The sequence below is a fragment of the Chitinophaga chungangae genome (genome assembly GCF_017742215.1).
In the GTDB taxonomy this organism is placed as follows: domain Bacteria; phylum Bacteroidota; class Bacteroidia; order Chitinophagales; family Chitinophagaceae; genus Chitinophaga; species Chitinophaga chungangae.
This window is the reverse complement of record NZ_JAGHKP010000004.1, coordinates 198,827-215,494: the sequence shown is the minus strand read 5'-3', so window position 1 is coordinate 215,494 and position 16,668 is coordinate 198,827. Positions and strand designations below refer to the sequence as shown.

15 protein-coding genes are annotated in these 16,668 nt (G+C 54.0%); 3 read left to right on the top strand and 12 right to left on the bottom strand.

The window, feature by feature from the left end:
• Nucleotides 1-20: 20 nt before the first annotated feature.
• The 6 genes from J7I43_RS20630 to metG all read right to left on the bottom strand — a co-directional run bounded on the left by J7I43_RS20630 (nucleotide 21) and on the right by metG (nucleotide 7,491).
• Nucleotides 21-320: a hypothetical protein gene (locus J7I43_RS20630; protein WP_209147758.1), complete on the bottom strand. Its 300-nt coding sequence runs from the start codon at nucleotides 318-320 to the stop codon at nucleotides 21-23.
• Nucleotides 321-330: 10 nt separating this feature from the next.
• Nucleotides 331-1,104 (bottom strand): 5'/3'-nucleotidase SurE, encoded by a 774-nt coding sequence (surE, locus tag J7I43_RS20625; protein ID WP_209147757.1) that lies wholly within the window; start codon nucleotides 1,102-1,104, stop codon nucleotides 331-333.
• Nucleotides 1,105-1,157: 53 nt separating this feature from the next.
• Nucleotides 1,158-1,940: an ABC transporter permease gene (locus J7I43_RS20620; protein ID WP_209147756.1), complete on the bottom strand. Its 783-nt coding sequence runs from the start codon at nucleotides 1,938-1,940 to the stop codon at nucleotides 1,158-1,160.
• 23 nt (nucleotides 1,941-1,963) lie between these two features.
• Complete coding sequence (locus J7I43_RS20615; RefSeq protein WP_209147755.1) at nucleotides 1,964-2,857, bottom strand: ABC transporter ATP-binding protein; 894 nt, start codon at nucleotides 2,855-2,857, stop codon at nucleotides 1,964-1,966.
• A gap of 33 nt (nucleotides 2,858-2,890) precedes the next feature.
• Entirely contained in the window at nucleotides 2,891-5,290 is a 2,400-nt protein-coding gene (locus J7I43_RS20610) for a 3-hydroxyacyl-CoA dehydrogenase/enoyl-CoA hydratase family protein (RefSeq protein ID WP_209147754.1), read from the bottom strand.
• A 110-nt stretch (nucleotides 5,291-5,400) separates the two neighbouring features.
• Nucleotides 5,401-7,491: a methionine--tRNA ligase gene (gene metG, locus J7I43_RS20605; RefSeq protein WP_209147753.1), complete on the bottom strand. Its 2,091-nt coding sequence runs from the start codon at nucleotides 7,489-7,491 to the stop codon at nucleotides 5,401-5,403.
• Nucleotides 7,492-7,647: 156 nt separating this feature from the next.
• On the opposite strand from metG, the gene J7I43_RS20600 reads away from it, so the two are divergent.
• Nucleotides 7,648-8,559, top strand: coding sequence for a S66 peptidase family protein (locus tag J7I43_RS20600; protein WP_209147752.1), 912 nt, complete (start codon nucleotides 7,648-7,650; stop codon nucleotides 8,557-8,559).
• A gap of 35 nt (nucleotides 8,560-8,594) precedes the next feature.
• Here the strand turns inward: J7I43_RS20600 and J7I43_RS20595 are convergent, their stop codons facing one another.
• Genes J7I43_RS20595 through J7I43_RS20585 form a run of 3 tightly spaced genes read right to left on the bottom strand, consistent with a single transcriptional unit; the run spans nucleotide 8,595 to nucleotide 11,613 of the window.
• Entirely contained in the window at nucleotides 8,595-9,413 is an 819-nt protein-coding gene (locus tag J7I43_RS20595; protein ID WP_209147751.1) for an alpha/beta hydrolase, read from the bottom strand.
• A 19-nt stretch (nucleotides 9,414-9,432) separates the two neighbouring features.
• Nucleotides 9,433-10,239 carry a HesA/MoeB/ThiF family protein gene (locus tag J7I43_RS20590; RefSeq protein WP_209147750.1) on the bottom strand — a complete coding sequence of 269 codons (807 nt, stop codon included), beginning with the start codon at nucleotides 10,237-10,239 and terminating at the stop codon, nucleotides 9,433-9,435.
• A 30-nt stretch (nucleotides 10,240-10,269) separates the two neighbouring features.
• Nucleotides 10,270-11,613, bottom strand: coding sequence for a sensor histidine kinase (locus J7I43_RS20585; protein WP_209147749.1), 1,344 nt, complete (start codon nucleotides 11,611-11,613; stop codon nucleotides 10,270-10,272).
• Between the two features lie 440 nt (nucleotides 11,614-12,053).
• On the opposite strand from J7I43_RS20585, the gene J7I43_RS20580 reads away from it, so the two are divergent.
• Nucleotides 12,054-12,605 (top strand): YqgE/AlgH family protein, encoded by a 552-nt coding sequence (locus J7I43_RS20580; protein WP_209147748.1) that lies wholly within the window; start codon nucleotides 12,054-12,056, stop codon nucleotides 12,603-12,605.
• Between the two features lie 73 nt (nucleotides 12,606-12,678).
• Here the strand turns inward: J7I43_RS20580 and atpC are convergent, their stop codons facing one another.
• Nucleotides 12,679-12,930: an ATP synthase F1 subunit epsilon gene (gene atpC / locus J7I43_RS20575; protein WP_209147747.1), complete on the bottom strand. Its 252-nt coding sequence runs from the start codon at nucleotides 12,928-12,930 to the stop codon at nucleotides 12,679-12,681.
• A gap of 27 nt (nucleotides 12,931-12,957) precedes the next feature.
• Entirely contained in the window at nucleotides 12,958-14,457 is a 1,500-nt protein-coding gene (gene atpD, locus J7I43_RS20570) for a F0F1 ATP synthase subunit beta (protein ID WP_209147746.1), read from the bottom strand.
• A 218-nt stretch (nucleotides 14,458-14,675) separates the two neighbouring features.
• On the opposite strand from atpD, the gene J7I43_RS20565 reads away from it, so the two are divergent.
• Complete coding sequence (locus J7I43_RS20565; protein ID WP_209147745.1) at nucleotides 14,676-15,926, top strand: FN3 domain-containing metallophosphoesterase family protein; 1,251 nt, start codon at nucleotides 14,676-14,678, stop codon at nucleotides 15,924-15,926.
• Nucleotides 15,927-16,002: 76 nt separating this feature from the next.
• Here the strand turns inward: J7I43_RS20565 and J7I43_RS20560 are convergent, their stop codons facing one another.
• Nucleotides 16,003-16,623, bottom strand: a complete 621-nt coding sequence (locus tag J7I43_RS20560) for a hypothetical protein (protein WP_209147744.1) — start codon at nucleotides 16,621-16,623, stop codon at nucleotides 16,003-16,005.
• Nucleotides 16,624-16,668: the final 45 nt, after the last annotated feature.

The window sequence follows — 16,668 nt, the reverse complement described above, 5'->3', positions numbered from 1 at the left end:
AACGATTTCGCTGTTGCTGATCAGATAATTTTAAGCAGCAAGATAACGATTGCGTACAACAATGTGATCAGCAAAATGCCTTTGGCCGTAATGTCCAGGCGGGCGCGGGTGTAAAAGTAAAAGACGATGCCGTTGGCGAGCAGGCAGATGCTGATCACTTTGGGTATCTGCTGGCGGGCGTTTTTGAGGTAAATGAGAAAGTCCGCCAGGTTGATGTGTTTGCTCAGGTACACGGCCAGCAGCCAATACAGCAGGAAGGCCGCTATCGGGGTGAGAAAACCCACCAGTACGCCGAGTGATAATTTGTCTTGTTTCAACATGATCATAGGATTATTGGAACTGCCATTCGTTTTGCAGTTTTTCCTTCAAACGGTAGTCTGTAAGGTCGAACTGAACAGGCACCAGGGATGTATAGCCGTTTTCCAGCGCCCACACATCGGTGTCGCTCCCGAAATCCTGGTTCGAGAACTCGCCGGTGAGCCAGTAATATTTTTTGCCGTTAGGGTCTCTCCTTTCGTCGAACTCTTCTTTCCATTTCGCATTGGCCTGCCGTGCCAGCCTGATGCCTTTGTATTCTGCCGCTGGCAGGTCGGGGATGTTCACGTTGAACAACGAATGCGGCGGCAAGGTTGTTTCGAGCATTTTTTGCGTGACTTCGCGGGCCACCTGCCGCGGAATGCTGAAATCCGCGTCGTAATCGAAATTGAGAAAAGAAAAACCGACGGAGGGAATGCCTTCTATCGCCGCTTCCATGGCGGCAGACATGGTGCCGGAGTAAATAATGTTGATGGAATGGTTGGCGCCGTGATTGATGCCGCTCACACAGATGTCAGGCCGGCCGCCGAGTATTTTGTCCCGCGCCAGTTTCACACAGTCTACCGGCGTGCCGGAGCAGGTCCATGCTTCGATGCCGTCGAAAATGTCCACCTGGTTCAGCCGCAGCGGCGAGCCGAGCGTAATGGCGTGCCCTTTACCGGATTGCGGGCTGTCTGGCGCTACCACCACTACTTTTCCCAACGGCCTTACGGCTTCGATGAGATTGCGGATGCCCGGGGCGGTAATGCCGTCGTCGTTCGTCACCAGTATCAGGTTTTCCTTCTTCACGATTGTGCTTTTGTCAACAAATTTACATGCCAGGATTTACAAATCCCTGTTATTTATAGATCGGATTTTTTCATTTTGTACCAGGAGAAGTAGGTGAACACCGCGATATAAAACCACGCGATCAACGTATACTGGGTCTTCGAGGGACCTGAACCGCCCTTGTTGATCAGGTCGCGCAGCCTGTCGAATACGCCCGGCACCAGCCTGTCTGTACATTCCAGCGGTAAAAAACCGCCGAGGTGGTATTTCACTTTAAAATCAAGCAAACCCGCAATGGCAAACTCTCCCACGTACACGTACATGATGTAGATACCGATCGCGATGCCGGCCCTTTTCATGTATACGCCGAGAAAAAAGGCCATGGACAGGTAGGTGAGGCTTTGCGTGAAAGTATACCAGATAAAGATGCTCCCGTCCGTCACATCCCCGCCGCCATTCTTCAAACCAAAAACGATCGCCGTAACGGAAATTACCAGCGTGATAAAAAGCGACGCGGTGATCAGCACGCCGAATTTGGCGTTTACGTACTGGTTCCTGCTCCACCCGTCGATGATGTTCTGGCGGATAGTGCGGAAATTATTTTCATTGGTGAGGAAGATCATCAGCATAATGCCCATAACGGGCGTTGCCAGGCTCCCGAACCAGGCGGTGGTATCCCAGACCCTGGGAAACGTAAACGCATTCAGGAACCGCGCGACCATTTCGTTGGAGGAGTTCAGGATGCTTTCAAACGCCCAGGTAAGCAGCGGCACGGTTATCAGGAACAAACCGGACAATATCCAGAAAGTACGGTAGGCCTTTACTTTGAGCCATTCTATTTTAAGAAGTTGTATCATGTGTTGGTGCAGGTTAAAGGGGATCAATTGGTGAGCTCGATGAACCTCGCTTCGAGGCTCTTCCGTTTTACGGCCAGGTAATTCAGCGTGATGCCTTTTTCGAAGCAGGAACGGTTCAGCTGTTCGGCCGTTTGCCCGTTCTCAAATATCACCTGTATGCCGCCGTTGTGCCTGCGCAGGCTTTTCAGCCCCGGCATGGCGTTCAGTACGGTTTCCAGCAGTTCCAGGTTGGCGGCGCTCACTTCCAGCATATCCTCGTTCGCCAGCACTTCGTCCACATGCCCCGCCGCAACGAGATCGCCTTTTTTGAGAATAGCGACATGCGTGCAGACTTTCTCCACTTCGTCCAGCAAATGACTGGCCATGATCACCGTGGTACCTTCTTGGCCGAGGTTGCGGATCAATTCCCTGATCTCGGCGATGCCGGCGGGGTCGAGGCCGTTGGTCGGTTCGTCCAGCAGCAGCACTTCCGGCCGGCCCAGCAGCGCGTTGGCAATGGCCAGGCGTTGTTTCATGCCCAGTGAAAAAGTGCTGAATTTGGAATCTTTCCTTTCCCAAAGCTCGGTGATCTTCAATACGCGCTCGATATCGTCGTGCCCGCGGCCCTTGATGGCGGCGTTGATCTGGAGATTACGGACGGCGGAATAATAATGGTAGAAGTTGGGCGTCTCCAGCAATGTGCCGATGCGCTTGCGGAGGTCCGCATGCGGTTCCAGGCCGAACCATTTATACGTTCCCGCGTTGGGTTTCAGCACGTCCATGATAATGCCGAGAAGAGTGGTCTTTCCGCTGCCGTTGGGGCCCAGCACGCCAAACACGCTGCCTTCGGGTACGTTGAAGGATACGGATTTAAGCGCCTGTATGGGGCCGTAGCGCTTGGACACCTTGTGAAGGGACAGGATTTGTTTGTGTTCCAAAGTCGGTTATGTTAGGTTTTTTGCAATATATGACTAATTACGCACGGGTTTTCCTGTTTTCAGCACGCTTTGCAGCCTTTCCAGGGTTTTTCTTTCGCCGCTCAGGCTCAAAAAGGCTTCCCTTTCGAGGTCGAGCAGGTATTGTTCGCTTACCAGCGTTGGTTCTGAAAGGTCGCCGCCGCACATCACGTATCCCAACTTCCGCGCGATCTTCGCATCGTGCTCGGAGATGTAGTTGCCGAAATGCGTGGCGTTGATGCCGGTGAGGATCGCGCCGAGCGCGGAACGCCCCAGCACGCGAATGTCTGTCCGTTCAATGGGTTTCACATACCCCGCGTTCGCCAGCTCGATAGCCTTTTCTTTCGCATCCGCGATCACGCGGCTCTGGTTGAGGCTGATCGCGTCGACGCCTTCACGCAGCAGGCCCAGCTCAAACGCTTCATGCGCTGATGTGGCCACTTTCGCCTGCGCGATGGTCAGGTATTTTTCCTGCAAAACCGGGTTTTCGATCTGCCCTTCTTTGTAAAGATCGGATGCGCGCAGCGTCAGCTCCTTGGTGCCCCCGCCGCCGGGGATCAGCCCCACGCCCAGTTCCACCAGCCCGATATACGTTTCCGCCGCCGCCTGCACATGGTCTGCATGCAGGCTCATTTCACAGCCGCCGCCCAGCGTCAGCCCATGCGGGGCCACCACTACGGGAATGGAAGAATACCGCAGGCGCATGGTCGTTTTCTGGAACAGGCGCACCGCCATGTCCAGCTCGTCGTACTCCTGCTCCGCCGCCAGCATAAAGATCATGCCCACGTTTGCGCCGGCGGAGAAATTCGCCGCGTCGTTGGCGAGAATGAGGCCGCGGAAATCTTTCTCCGCGCGGTCTATCGCTTTATGCACGCCTTCCAGCACCTCGCCGCCGATGGTGTTCATTTTTGTTTTCCATTCCAGCGACACAATGCCGTCGCCCAAATCGTACAGGTTGCAGGCGCTGTTTTTCCAGACAATGCTATTGGAATGGTTCTCGAGGATAATGAACGCGTCTTCGCCCGGCACAGGTTTGTATGCCTTAGTGGCGAGATCGTAATAATATTTTTTGCCGTTCTCGATCTTGTAAAACTGCTTCACGCCCGCCGCCAGCATGTCTTTTACCCAACCGGCAACGGTAAGTCCTTTATCGGTGATGGTTTTGATGCCGGCTTCCACACCCAATAGATCCCAAGTCTCGAACGCGCCGATCTCCCAGCCGAAACCCGCTTTCATGGCATCGTCCACTTTGTACAGGTCGTCTGCGATCTCGGGGATACGGTGAGAGATATACGAAAACAGCCTGGCATGGAATGCCTGGTAGAACTGGCCCGCCTTGTCGGGGGAAGCCGCCAGCATTTTGATCCGTTGTTTGAGGTCTTCAACGGGTTTGGCCGCTTCGATGCCGGCGAATTTCGCTTTCACCTTCGGCCCGTATTCCATCGTATTGAGGTCGAGGGTGAGGATTTCCTTTCCGCCCGCGCCTTTGGTCTTTTTATAAAAACCCTGCCCGGTTTTGTCGCCCAGCCAGTTGTTCTCCACTACTTTCTGCAGGAACGGCGGTATCTGCATGATATCGCGCGCTTCGTCGTCCGGGCAATTATCCGCCACGCCTTTCGCCACTTTCACGAGCGTGTCGATGCCTACCACGTCCGCGGTGCGGAAGGTGGCCGATTTCGGGCGGCCGATCACAGGGCCGGTGAGCGCGTCCACTTCGTCGATGCCCAGTTTCATTTCCTGCATGATGTGGAAAATGGCCATGATGGAAAACACGCCCACGCGGTTGGCGATAAAGGCCGGCGTGTCTTTGCAGAGCACGGTGGTTTTACCGAGATAAAGATCGCCGTAATGCATCAGGAAGTCCGTTACCGCGGGATCGGTATGCGGGGTGGGAATGATCTCCAGCAGCCGCAGGTAACGCGGCGGGTTGAAGAAGTGCGTGCCGAGGAAATGTTTTTGAAAATCTTCGCTGCGGCCTTCCGCCATCAGGTGAATGGGAATGCCGGAAGTATTGGAAGTGATGAGCGTGCCGGGTTTGCGGAACTGCTCCACCTGTTCGAAAACTTTTTTCTTGATGTCGAGGTTTTCCACCACCACTTCTATCACCCAATCGCAGTCTGCGATGGATTTCATATCGTCGGTGAAATTGCCGGTTTTGATATGTTTGGCGGCCTCTTTGAAATAAAGCGGCGAGGGATTGGATTTGATCGCGGCCTGCAGGGCCTCGTTCACGATCCTGTTCCGCACTGCGGGATGCTCCGTCGTTAATCCTTTGGCCTTTTCCGCGTCATTGGGTTCTTTGGGCACAATGTCCAGCAATAACACCTTCACGCCAACGCCTGCGAAATGGCAGGCGATCCTTGAGCCCATTACGCCGGAACCCAGCACTGCTACTTTGTTGATCCTTCTTTGCATAATATTTCCGCTTTAGAATAATGAATTTAGCATTTTTCTTGGTTGAACGGCGCAGCGTAACGAAAAAAGCCCCGGCGCATGCCGGGGCTTTTCATCTTATGTTTTCATGATCAGCTCACCCCGCTGCCGGGCGCCACGGCCTGGTCGGGATTTACGAACACGAGTTTGCCGTCTTTGTCTTCGGCCATCAGTATCATGCCCTGGCTTTCAATGCCTTTCATTTTACGCGGCGCGAGATTGGCCACCAGCGTAACCTGTTTGCCGATGATCGATTCGGGCGCGTAATGCAGCGCAATGCCGGATACAACGGTACGTTGCTCCGTGCCCAGGTCTATCGTGAGTTTCAGCAGTTTGTCCGCCTTCGCCACTTTTTCCGCGTGCGTAATGGTGCCCACTTTGAGTTCCAGTTTCGCGAAATCGTCGTACTGGATCTCCGCTTTCGCGGGAGCGGCTTCTTTCACGGGCTCCGCAGCGGGTGCGGCAGTTTGTGCTGCGGCGGACTGCTTCAGCCCGGCGTGCAGTTTATCCACCTGCGCCTTCACCTGCTCGTCCTCGATCTTTTTGAACAGCAGTTCCGGCGCGCGCAGCGTGTAGCCAACGCTTACCAGTTTCATGCTGCCTGCGTTCTCCCATTCCAGCATACGGTCCACCACTTTCAGCATATGGCAGATCTTCTGCGCGGTAAACGGCAGGAAGGGGTTGATGAACACCGCGAGATTGGCCGTGAGCTGCAGGCATACGTGCAGGCAGTTGTCGATCAGCTGCTGGTTCTGCGCCTGCAGTTCGGGCGTTTTGGCGAGTATCCAGGGTTGTTTTTCCTGGAGGTAGCGGTTGCCTTCGCGGGCCACGTTCATCACTTCGTTGAGCGCGTCGCGGAAGCGGAAAGTTTCCAGCGATTCGGAAATTTTCATCTTCGCGTCCTGCAGCATGGTGAAGATCGCGTCGTCCGCCGCATTTTTCACTTCGGCGTGCATGGGCGGCACTTTGCCGCCGCAGAGCTTGTGCATCAGCACCATCGTGCGGTTCACGAAGTTGCCGAGGTTCGCTACGAGTTCGTTGTTATTGCGGTCCTGGAAATCTTTCCAGGTAAAATCGTTGTCTTTCGTTTCTGGTGCGGTGGCGCAAAGCACGTACCGCAGCACGTCCTGCTGGTCCGGGAAATCTTTCACGTAATCGTGCACCCACACCGCCCAGTTGCGGGAAGTGCTTACTTTTTCGCCTTCGATGTTGAGGAACTCGTTGGCGGGCACATTGTCCGGCACAATAAAGCCGCCGTGCGCCTTCAGCATGGCCGGGAAAATGATGCAGTGGAACACGATGTTGTCTTTCCCGATGAAATGGATCAGGCGGGTATCTTCCTTGCACCAGTAATCGGCCCAGTTCCCGGTCAGCTCCTTGGTGGCGGAAATGTAGCCGATCGGCGCGTCGAACCAAACGTACAGCACTTTGCCTTCTGCATCGGGCAGCGGCACTTTAATGCCCCAGTTGCTGTCGCGCGTCATGGCGCGGGGCTGCAGCCCGTTGTCCAGCCAGCTTTTGCATTGGCCGTACACGTTAGCTTTCCATTCTTTATGGTCTTCGATGACGTATTGTTTCAGCCATGGCTCATAATTTTGGAGCGGCATGTACCAGTGTTTGGTCTTTTTCTTCACCGGCACGGCCTCGCTGAGGGCTGAACGGGGATTGATCAGGTCGTCGGGGCTGAGGGAACTGCCGCAGCGCTCGCACTGGTCGCCGTAAGCCTTGTCGTTGCCGCAGTTGGGACAGGTGCCGATAATGTAACGGTCTGCCAGGAATACCTGTTTGATCTCGTCGAAATATTGTTCGGATTCCTTCTCTTCGAAAAGGCCCTTGTCGTACATGTTCTTAAAAAATTCCGCGGCCGTTTCGTGATGCACCTGGCGGGAAGTACGGGAAAATATATCGAAAGAGATGCCCATGGAGGCAAAGGAATCTTTGATGATCGCGTGGTATTTGTCCACAATGTCCTGCGGGGTCACGTTTTCCTGCATGGCCTTGATGGTGATGGGCACGCCGTGCTCGTCCGTCCCGCAAACGAATTTTACGTCCGCTTTCCTGGCCCTGAGATACCTGACGTAAATGTCGGACGGCAGGTAACAACCGGCGAGGTGGCCGATATGCACCGGGCCGTTGGCATAGGGCAGCGCTGCCGTAACGAGGTACCTGTTAAATTGTTTCATTGAATACTTCCTCTGTTGAAAAAAATGTAAAATTATCCGGAAAAATAGGGAAATGGATTTGCAGTTAACCCAATAACGACTACTTTGGCCGTAGAATGGGGGAACGGGATTCCTTCTTCCTCATTTAATCAGCAAAGGTAAACTAAAGACTTCAGAATGGTAAAAATTCCGCCCTATCTTAAAAAAGGCGATCTCATAGGCATCACCTGCCCCAGCAGTAAAATGGAGCTTCCCGCCGCAGAATATGCGGCTGAAGTGATCAGATCCTGGGGTTACCGGGTGCATCTCGGCATTACCGTAGGCACCAGTTTCCATAATTTTTCGGCGCCGGACGAGCTGCGGCTGGAAGAGCTGCAGGATATGATGGACGACCCGGAGATCAAAGCCATCGTGTTCGGCCGCGGCGGGTACGGCATGGTGTCTATCCTGGACAGGCTTAATTTCAGCCGTTTCCGCAAAAAACCGAAGTGGCTCTGCGGTTACAGCGACATCACTACCCTTCACGCCCATCTGCAGCAGCGGTACAACATTGCGTCCATCCACTCCCTGATGTGCAGCGGCATTGCGGCGCCCACGAAAGACAATATTTACGTAGGCAGCCTCCGCGAAGCCCTGCGGGGCAAACGCAGCAGGTACGAAACGCACCCGCACGAGATGAACCGCACCGGCAAAGCTTCCGGCCAGCTGGTGGGCGGCAATCTCACGCTGCTGGCCAACCTGTCCGGCTCCGTGTCGCAGCCCGATACCAAAGGGAAAATATTGGTGCTGGAAGATGTCGGCGAATACCGCTACAACATCGACCGTATGATGTACAACCTCAAACGCGCCGGCTGGCTCGGCAAACTGGCGGGGCTGGTGGTAGGCTCGTTTACGGAAGAACGGGAAACGGAAACGCCTTTCGGGCAAACGGAATACGAGATCATCCGGAACATGGTGCAGGAGTACGGTTACCCGGTGTGCTACAACTTCCCTGTCGGCCACCAGGAAGCAAATTATGCGCTCAAAATGGGCGTACCGCACGAACTGAAGGTGACGGCAAAAGGCGTCAGCCTGCGCGAGCTGAAATAACGCGCCGCGGGAAACATACAGGCAGACATGAGCGGCTACAATTTCAGCAGTGAATCGAGCTTCGTCTGGAACAGCGGGTATTCGTGCAGGTTATTGTGCCCCGCGCCTTTGAGGGTAAATAAGGTATCTCCCGGTTTGAAACATTCTTCAGACAGCTTTTTCCCCGAAGCGTACGGCACCGTTTGGTCTTTCGTGCCGTGAAACGCCGCTACCGGCGCGGTTACCTTGGGCAGGTATTCGTTGGTGGGCAGTTTATACTGCAGCAGCAGGCTGTGCGGGTAAATGGGAATGGCGGATTCGGCTACGTCCTGCAGGCTGTAATACGGCGCTTCGAGTATCAATCGCCTGCAATCGCGCACCGCAGCCAGTTGCGCGGCAATGCCCGTGCCCAGCGAACGGCCGTAGATCACGATCTGCCAGGGCGCAAACCGCGTGCGGGCCACTTTATACATCAGCATCGCGTCTTCATACAGCACGGCTTCCGTTAACCGGCCGGTGCTTTTGCCGAACTCGCGGTAATCCATGATCAGCACATCGTAGCCGTTGCGGGTGAACTCCGGCATGTATTGCGCGTAACGGTTGATGTTATGCGAATTGCCATGAAAGTACAGAACCATGCCGCGCGGACGCTCCGCCTTGAACAGCACCGCGCTCAGCTTCACTTTTTTATTGACGGGTATCAGCAGCTCCTGGAAGGGAACGTCGAACTTGTACTGGTAATTGGCGGGCAGCACCTCCGGGTGAAAGATCAGTTTGTCCTGCACGAAATACAGCGCCAGCCCGGCGACCAGGTAAATGCCGATGGCCCACAGCGCGATCTTTTTTAAATTTTTCCGGAGGTCCGGCATTGGCATATGAGGAGCGTTTGTTGGCTTAGTCTTCCACGTCGGGCACCAGCTGCAGGCCGTATTCCTCCGGCGTAAGCAGGCCCGTGGCCTTTACCGCGGCAATCTTCTCCGCATCGGAAACAAGATCGGCGACGGTGAATTGCTGGTGAAGATAATTGAACGTATGCAGCTTGCCCGCGAGGCCCGGCACGTCCGCCAGGTATTTGATGATCTCGTTCACCATCAGCAGCGCGGTAGCGCCGTGCGTGGCGCCCATGGCCCCCGCGTCGAAATTGCGGAACTCGTCCAGCAGGTATTCGTTGCAGCGGTAGGAAGCCCGCAGCGGGCTGTTGTCGGATTTCATGTTGAACCCGCCCCACCAGGCCGTCCAGTTATGTACTTCGCCGGTCACAAAAGGTTTGTCCAGCAAAATGCAGCCGTCGTTCACCACCAGGTGCGTGGCACGGTGCTGGGAGCAGTCCACGACCAGGTCGAAACCGCTGAACACCTGTTGCACATTGTCTGGCCGCACCTGTATGAGAAAAGGGTAATGTTTGTTCCAGGGATTGAGCGAAAACAGCCGGCTGGCGGCCATCTTGGCTTTGTGTTTGCGCACGTCCTGCATGTTGTAGAGCGGCTGGCGGTGAAGGTCTTCCTCGAGTATTACCCCGTAATCCGCAATACCGATCACCCCTACGCCCGCCGCGCTGAGATACTGTATCACCGGGCTGCCGAGGCCGCCCGCGCCGATCACGAGTATGCGGCTTTGCTTTAGTTTTTCCTGCAGCCCTACTCCCATCCCTGGCACCGCAATGGGGTGCCGATATCTTGCCAGTTCTTTTTCTGTCAACATCCTTCTTTCGATTACTGGTACAAAGATAGCCTACTCCTGGGGAAACTCAAGCGTGAAGCGGCTTCCCTTCCCCAAAATACTTTCCACCCTGATACGGCCCTTGTGCGCGTCCACGATGGCTTTCACATAACTCAGCCCCAGCCCGAAACCTTTTACGTTGTGCACGTTGCCGGTATGCGCGCGGTAGAACTTTTCAAAGATGCGCGACACCGTGTCCCGGCTCATGCCAATGCCGTTGTCGGAAATGGAGATCACGAGATATTTCCGTGTATTCGTTGTTGTGATACGCACTTCGAGGTTTTCCCTGGAATATTTGATCGCGTTGTCGAGCAGGTTGAAAATGAGGTTGGAAAAATGCACCTCGTCCGCTTTGATGATCGGCTGGATGGCGTTCAGCTGCAGGTCTACCGTACCGTTCTTCCCTTCCAGCTGCAGCTGCAGGTTCTCCACGGTGCTGTGAATGAGCTGGTGCACGTCTATCGGCTGCAGGTTGAGCGTCAGTTCCTCTTTTTCCATCAATGCGGAATTGAGGATCGATTCCACCTGTTTGTTCATGCGTTTATTTTCCTCCTTGATGATGCCTGAGAAGTACCGGATCTTGTCTTTATTGTCCATCACGCGTTCGTTGCCGATGGCATCGATGGCCAGCGAGATCGTGGCCAGCGGCGTTTTCAGCTCGTGCGTCATGTTGTTGATGAAATCGCTTTTGATCTCCGAGAGTTTTTTCTGCCCCAGCATCGTTCGTATCGTGAGGGCAAAAGCCGTTACGATAATGGCGGTGAACAGGATGCCGCCAAAGATCATCCAGCCAAGGGATTTGAATACGGTAAGACTGCTTTGCGGCACAAACACATGCAACACTTCAAAAGAATTCGCATTGATGCTTTCCGCCAGCGGCACGATGATCTCCTGGTACAGCGCGGAATCCGTCTCGCGTTTGTTGAGCCGCTCGATGAAAGCGGGTGAATACATTTGGATCTGCGCATTGCTCACGATGCCGAATTCGAAAACGGTGTCGAGCTTGCGGTCTTTCATCGCCTTTTTCAGCATCCCCATTACTTCCGCGCCTTCAAACTGGGCGCTGACGGGGATAAAAGGTTTGATGATGCCGTCTGTAACGGGCTCCAGCGTAAGCCGGTTCGATGCGCCCTCCTGCTTAAAACGGTCGATCTTGATACGCGCGATGGGCGCCAGCGAGCGGCTGATCAGTTCGTTGCGGACAGCTTCAACGGCGTCCACCATCTTTTGTTCCTTTTCTTCCTTCTTGATATGGGCGGCATTGATGATCCAGCTGTACTGGATGTAAATGATCCCGAGCAGGGACAAGGTGATCAGGGCGATAATGACAGGAAATATCTTCTTTAACGGCAGCATGTTACGGATCTATAAAACGCTAAATATAGCGAATTTCCCACGGCGGGGAACTGTTTGCTATAGCAACTATGATACAAAATTAAACCGTGAAAAGCCGTATCTGTAGAGATATATGTTAAAAAACATCACTTTAACGTAATTTTAACGCAGAAATTATGCTGTTATTATAGGCAAGCCCCTTATCTTTGCATTGTTATCTGGTACCAAATTTGCTACTTGATAACAGATACAAAAAAGCGAATAAACTTTCTACATACATCGACGTGGATTCGTTCCATAAGCGATTTAGATTTTGGTTGATAAAATGGTAAGGGATCTTTCTAGGTCCCTTTTTTTATTTCCCATCTTTCTGATTGTGCGCATATTACCGAAAAAATAAACGCCCCGTTTGGCATTTGTTGGTTAAATTTGATCAAGAGCTTAAGGAAAAAAGGTAAGTCATGGAAACACTTGCGCCTGGAATATTGCTGATTGCGGACCCTTTTCTGAAAGACCCGAATTTCGCCCGCACCGTTGTGCTGCTGTGCGAACATCAGGACGAAGGCAGCTTCGGCTTCGTCGTAAACCGGCAGTTCGATCAGCGGCTCGACGAACTGATCCCCGCAGTGGTTACCCCCAACATCCCCGTTTATTTTGGCGGCCCCGTTCAGATGGACACGATCCATTTTATTCACCAGGTGCCTGAGCTGATAGAAGGCGGCTTTGAAGTGTTCCCGGGTATTTTTTGGGGTGGCGATTTCGCCACAGTCGTGGAATTGTTGAACAGGGGCGAGCTGGACCTGGCGAAGATCAAATTCTTCATCGGTTATTCCGGCTGGAGCAGCGGGCAGCTGGAAGGGGAACTGACGGAAAAAAGCTGGATACTGAGCCGCATCAACCCGCCGCTGCTGTTTTCGGGAGACGAGCAGGAGATCTGGAAACAAAGCCTGCAGAATATGGGCAACAACTTCGCGATGATGGCCAATTTCCCGATAGACCCTTCACTGAACTGATATTTCCGCAAACTTGTAATACAAAAGGCCGGGCGTAATGCCCGGCCTTCATGATGTATGCCTTTCGTGAGAATTACAGGGCCGTTGCGCCTTCTACCAGCACCGTCGCCTTGTTATTCAGCACTTCTACGAAGCCCCCTTCGATGGTGAACTGCTCCGTATGCGTCTTATCTTTCAGCACCTTCATTTTGCCTTTACCCAGGGCGGCGATCAGCGGGGCGTGGCGGTCCAGTACTTCAAAGGAACCGTCTGTGCCCGGCAGCTGGATGCCGTATACTTCGCCTGTGTACAGCTTTCTTTCCGGTGTTAATATTTCCAATAACATGTTAATCGGTTTTGTTTAGAAGAAGCCTTATTTAGCGGAAGCCAGGAGCTTCTTGCCTTTCTCGATCGCATCGTCGATGGTACCTACGAGGTTGAAGGCCGCTTCAGGGTACTCGTCTACCTCACCGTCCATGATCATGTTAAAACCGCGGATGGTTTCTTCGATGGGCACCAGTACGCCTTTCAGACCGGTGAACTGCTCCGCCACATGGAAGGGCTGGCTGAGGAAACGTTCCACGCGGCGGGCGCGTGATACGGTGAGTTTATCGTCGTCGCTCAGCTCGTCCATACCGAGGATCGCGATAATGTCCTGCAGCTCTTTGTAGCGCTGGAGGATCATTTTCACGCGCTGTGCGGTGTTGTAGTGAGATTCGCCCACAACGGCCGGGCTAAGGATGCGGCTGGTGGAATCCAGGGGGTCCACCGCGGGATAGATACCCTTGTCGGCGATTTTACGGGACAATACCGTGGTAGCGTCCAGGTGGGAGAAGGTAGTGGCAGGAGCGGGGTCGGTCAGGTCATCCGCCGGTACGTACACCGCCTGTACGGAGGTGATGGAACCGTTTTTGGTGGAGGTGATACGCTCCTGCATCAGGCCCATTTCAGTAGCCAGGGTGGGCTGGTAACCTACCGCTGAAGGCATACGGCCGAGCAGCGCGGATACTTCGGAACCGGCCTGGGTGAAACGGAAGATGTTATCTACGAAGAAGAGGATGTCGCGGCCGCTGCCTGCGGTGCCGTCGCCATCACGGAAGTATTCGGCCATGGTAAGACCGGAAAGGGCCACACGGGCGCGCGCGCCGGGAGGCTCGTTCATCTGGCCGAACACGAAGGTGGCCTGTGAGTTTTTCAGCTCTTCTTTATCCACGGAGGAGAGGTCCCAGCCGCCGTGTTCCATAGATTCTTTGAATTTGTCGCCGTAACGAACGATGTTCGCTTCGATCATTTCGCGCATCAGGTCGTTCCCTTCACGGGTACGCTCGCCTACGCCCGCGAATACGGACAGACCGGCGTGGCCTTTTGCGATATTGTTGATCAGTTCCTGGATCAGTACGGTTTTACCTACGCCCGCACCGCCGAACAGACCGATCTTACCGCCTTTTGCATAAGGCTCGATCAGGTCGATCACCTTGATACCGGTGAACAGCACTTCGGTATCGGTGGCGAGGTCTTCAAAACGGGGGGGCTGACGGTGGATGGGAGCGCCATTGGTCGTGTCCAGCTGGCCCAGACCGTCAATCGCTTCACCTACCACGTTGAACAAACGGCCTTTGATGGCATCACCGGTAGGCATTTTGATCGGAGCTTCGTTATCCACAACTTCCATACCGCGCACCAGGCCGTCGGTAGAATCCATTGCTACTGTACGAACGCTGTCTTCCCCGAGGTGCTGCTGTACTTCCAGCACCACTTTCTGGCCGTTCTCACGGGTCAGATAGAGTGAGTTGTAAATTTCCGGCAATTTTCCTTCAAAATGCACGTCCACAACGGGACCGATGATTTGTTTGATCTTACCTGTGTTAGGCATATTTCTTAGAAGTTTATAGAATGCAAGTAAATGTGCTGATGCAAAATTTCGCGCAAAGGTAACAATTGAAGCCAGAAAACCCAAAATTCCGGGAATTTGATTTGGGGTGATTTTCGTCAGTTTTTGCCCGGCAAGGTTACAAATATATTAAGATTTAGCAATAAGATATGATTTCTAAAAGCCGCCTGTTATTTTTATAGTTCAATACTCTTTATCATATGCAACAAGATAAGCCATCATTAGATCGCCGGGGATTCCTCGGCAATCTCACCAAAGCGGGCATCCTGGGCGCCATCGGCCTTACGCCGGCAGCCCGCCTCGCAGCCGCCGCCACCGAAGAAGAAGCGCTCGCCGTCGAAAAGGCCTTTACCGAAGGAGAACACACCTTCCTTTGCCCGCCCTATCTTCAGAGCCCCGAGCCCACGGGCATGACCGTGATGTGGATGAGCAACAGGCCCACCTACAGCTGGGTGGAGTACGGCGAAACCGCGGCCCTCGGCAAAACCGTCCACAATGTGCAGGGCGGTATCGTGGATTCGTACGACAGGCTGCACCGCATCCGCCTCGGCAACCTGAAGCCCGGCACCACGTACCATTACAAGGTCTTTTCCAAAGAAATCACCGAGTTCAGGCCCTACAAGCTCACTTACGGCGAAACCATCAGTTCGGGCACCTTTACCTTCACCACGCCCGCTAAAAACCCGAAGGAAGTAAGCTGGCTGGTTTTCAACGACATACATGACCGCGGCGCGCTCAGCTTCCCGCATCTGATGGCATTGAACAAAGACCCATACGACTTTGTGTTCCTCAACGGCGATATGTTCGACTACCAGGAAGACGAGCAGCAGATCCTCGACCACCTGCTTACACCGCTGGGCAAAACCTTCGCCTCCGAAAAACCTTTCCTGTTCACCCGCGGCAACCACGAAACCCGTGGTAAATACCGCCGCGAACTGGCCAGTTATTTCGACGGGCCGTACATTTTCACCAAACAGTGGGGTCCCGTGCATTTCACCGTGCTCGATACCGGGGAAGACAAAGAAGACACGCACCCCGTATACGCCGGCATCGTGGATTTCGACGAATACCGCCGCCAGCAGGCCGAAGACCTGAAGCAGATCGTGCAGTCCCCCGCGTTCAAAAAAGCGAAATTCCGCGTGGTGATGATGCATATCCCACATTATTATTCCGGGGACTGGCACGGCACCATGGAATGCCGCAAACTTTTCGCGCCTGTTTTCGAACAGGCGAAGGTGGACCTTTTCATCGCCGGGCATACCCACCGCCCGGGCATTCACCAACCGGTGGCCGGGCAGCACTCCTACCCGATCGTGATCGGCGGCGGCCCGAAAGACGGCAACCGCACCATCATCAAAGTAAAGGCCACTGAAAAAGACCTGAACCTGGTGATGATCAAAGACGACGGCTCCGAACTGGGCAGGGTAGACCTGAAATCGAAAAGAGGATAAGCGGAAACGCCCCGACATAAAAAATACCGGGCTTTCGGAAGAAGGCCCGGTATTTTAATTATGAGGAAGTGGAATCTTATTGCGGAAGCGGCTTTGCCGCGGCTACGCAGGCCCAGGGGTCGGGGTCGCCGGGAAGCGCTTTTTTGTCGTGGCTCCAGCAAAAATTCATCGCCTGGCTGGTCACGCTCATCAGGCGGATATTGACCTTGGTGCCTTTGCGGCTGTTAGACGCCTGCACCGTCTGCACGCCTTTGGCGGGTATGTTGTGAATGGTGTACGGCTCGCTTTTGAACACGCTGCCGTTGCCCCGCAGGTATTCCACCATCACCACGGCATTGTCCAGCGGGTATTCCGTCTGGTTTCGCAATGTGATCTGCAGGTTGCGGATGCCGCCCAGGAAGCCGGTCTTGTAATCCCCCGTATTCAGCGAAATGTATTGTTTCCAGTTCTTGCGGAAATATTCGCGGCGGTCTACGAACGTAGCCTGTGCCTGCGCCTGCATGTCTTTCCGCCCCGCGATCTGCTCGGCGGTGCGGTTGCTAAGGGTAAGACTGTTCTTCAATTCCCGGTTTTCCCTGATCAGCTGCTCGTTCACCCGCAGCAGGTCTTTGGCCTTTTTCTGGTCGGCGCACGATTTCACGGCGAGGATTGCAATAAGGGAAAGCAGGACGATTGGAATGATCCATCTTTGACTCATGCGGCTGTTACAGAAAAAATAATGCCGGATTTCTTTCGAAACCCG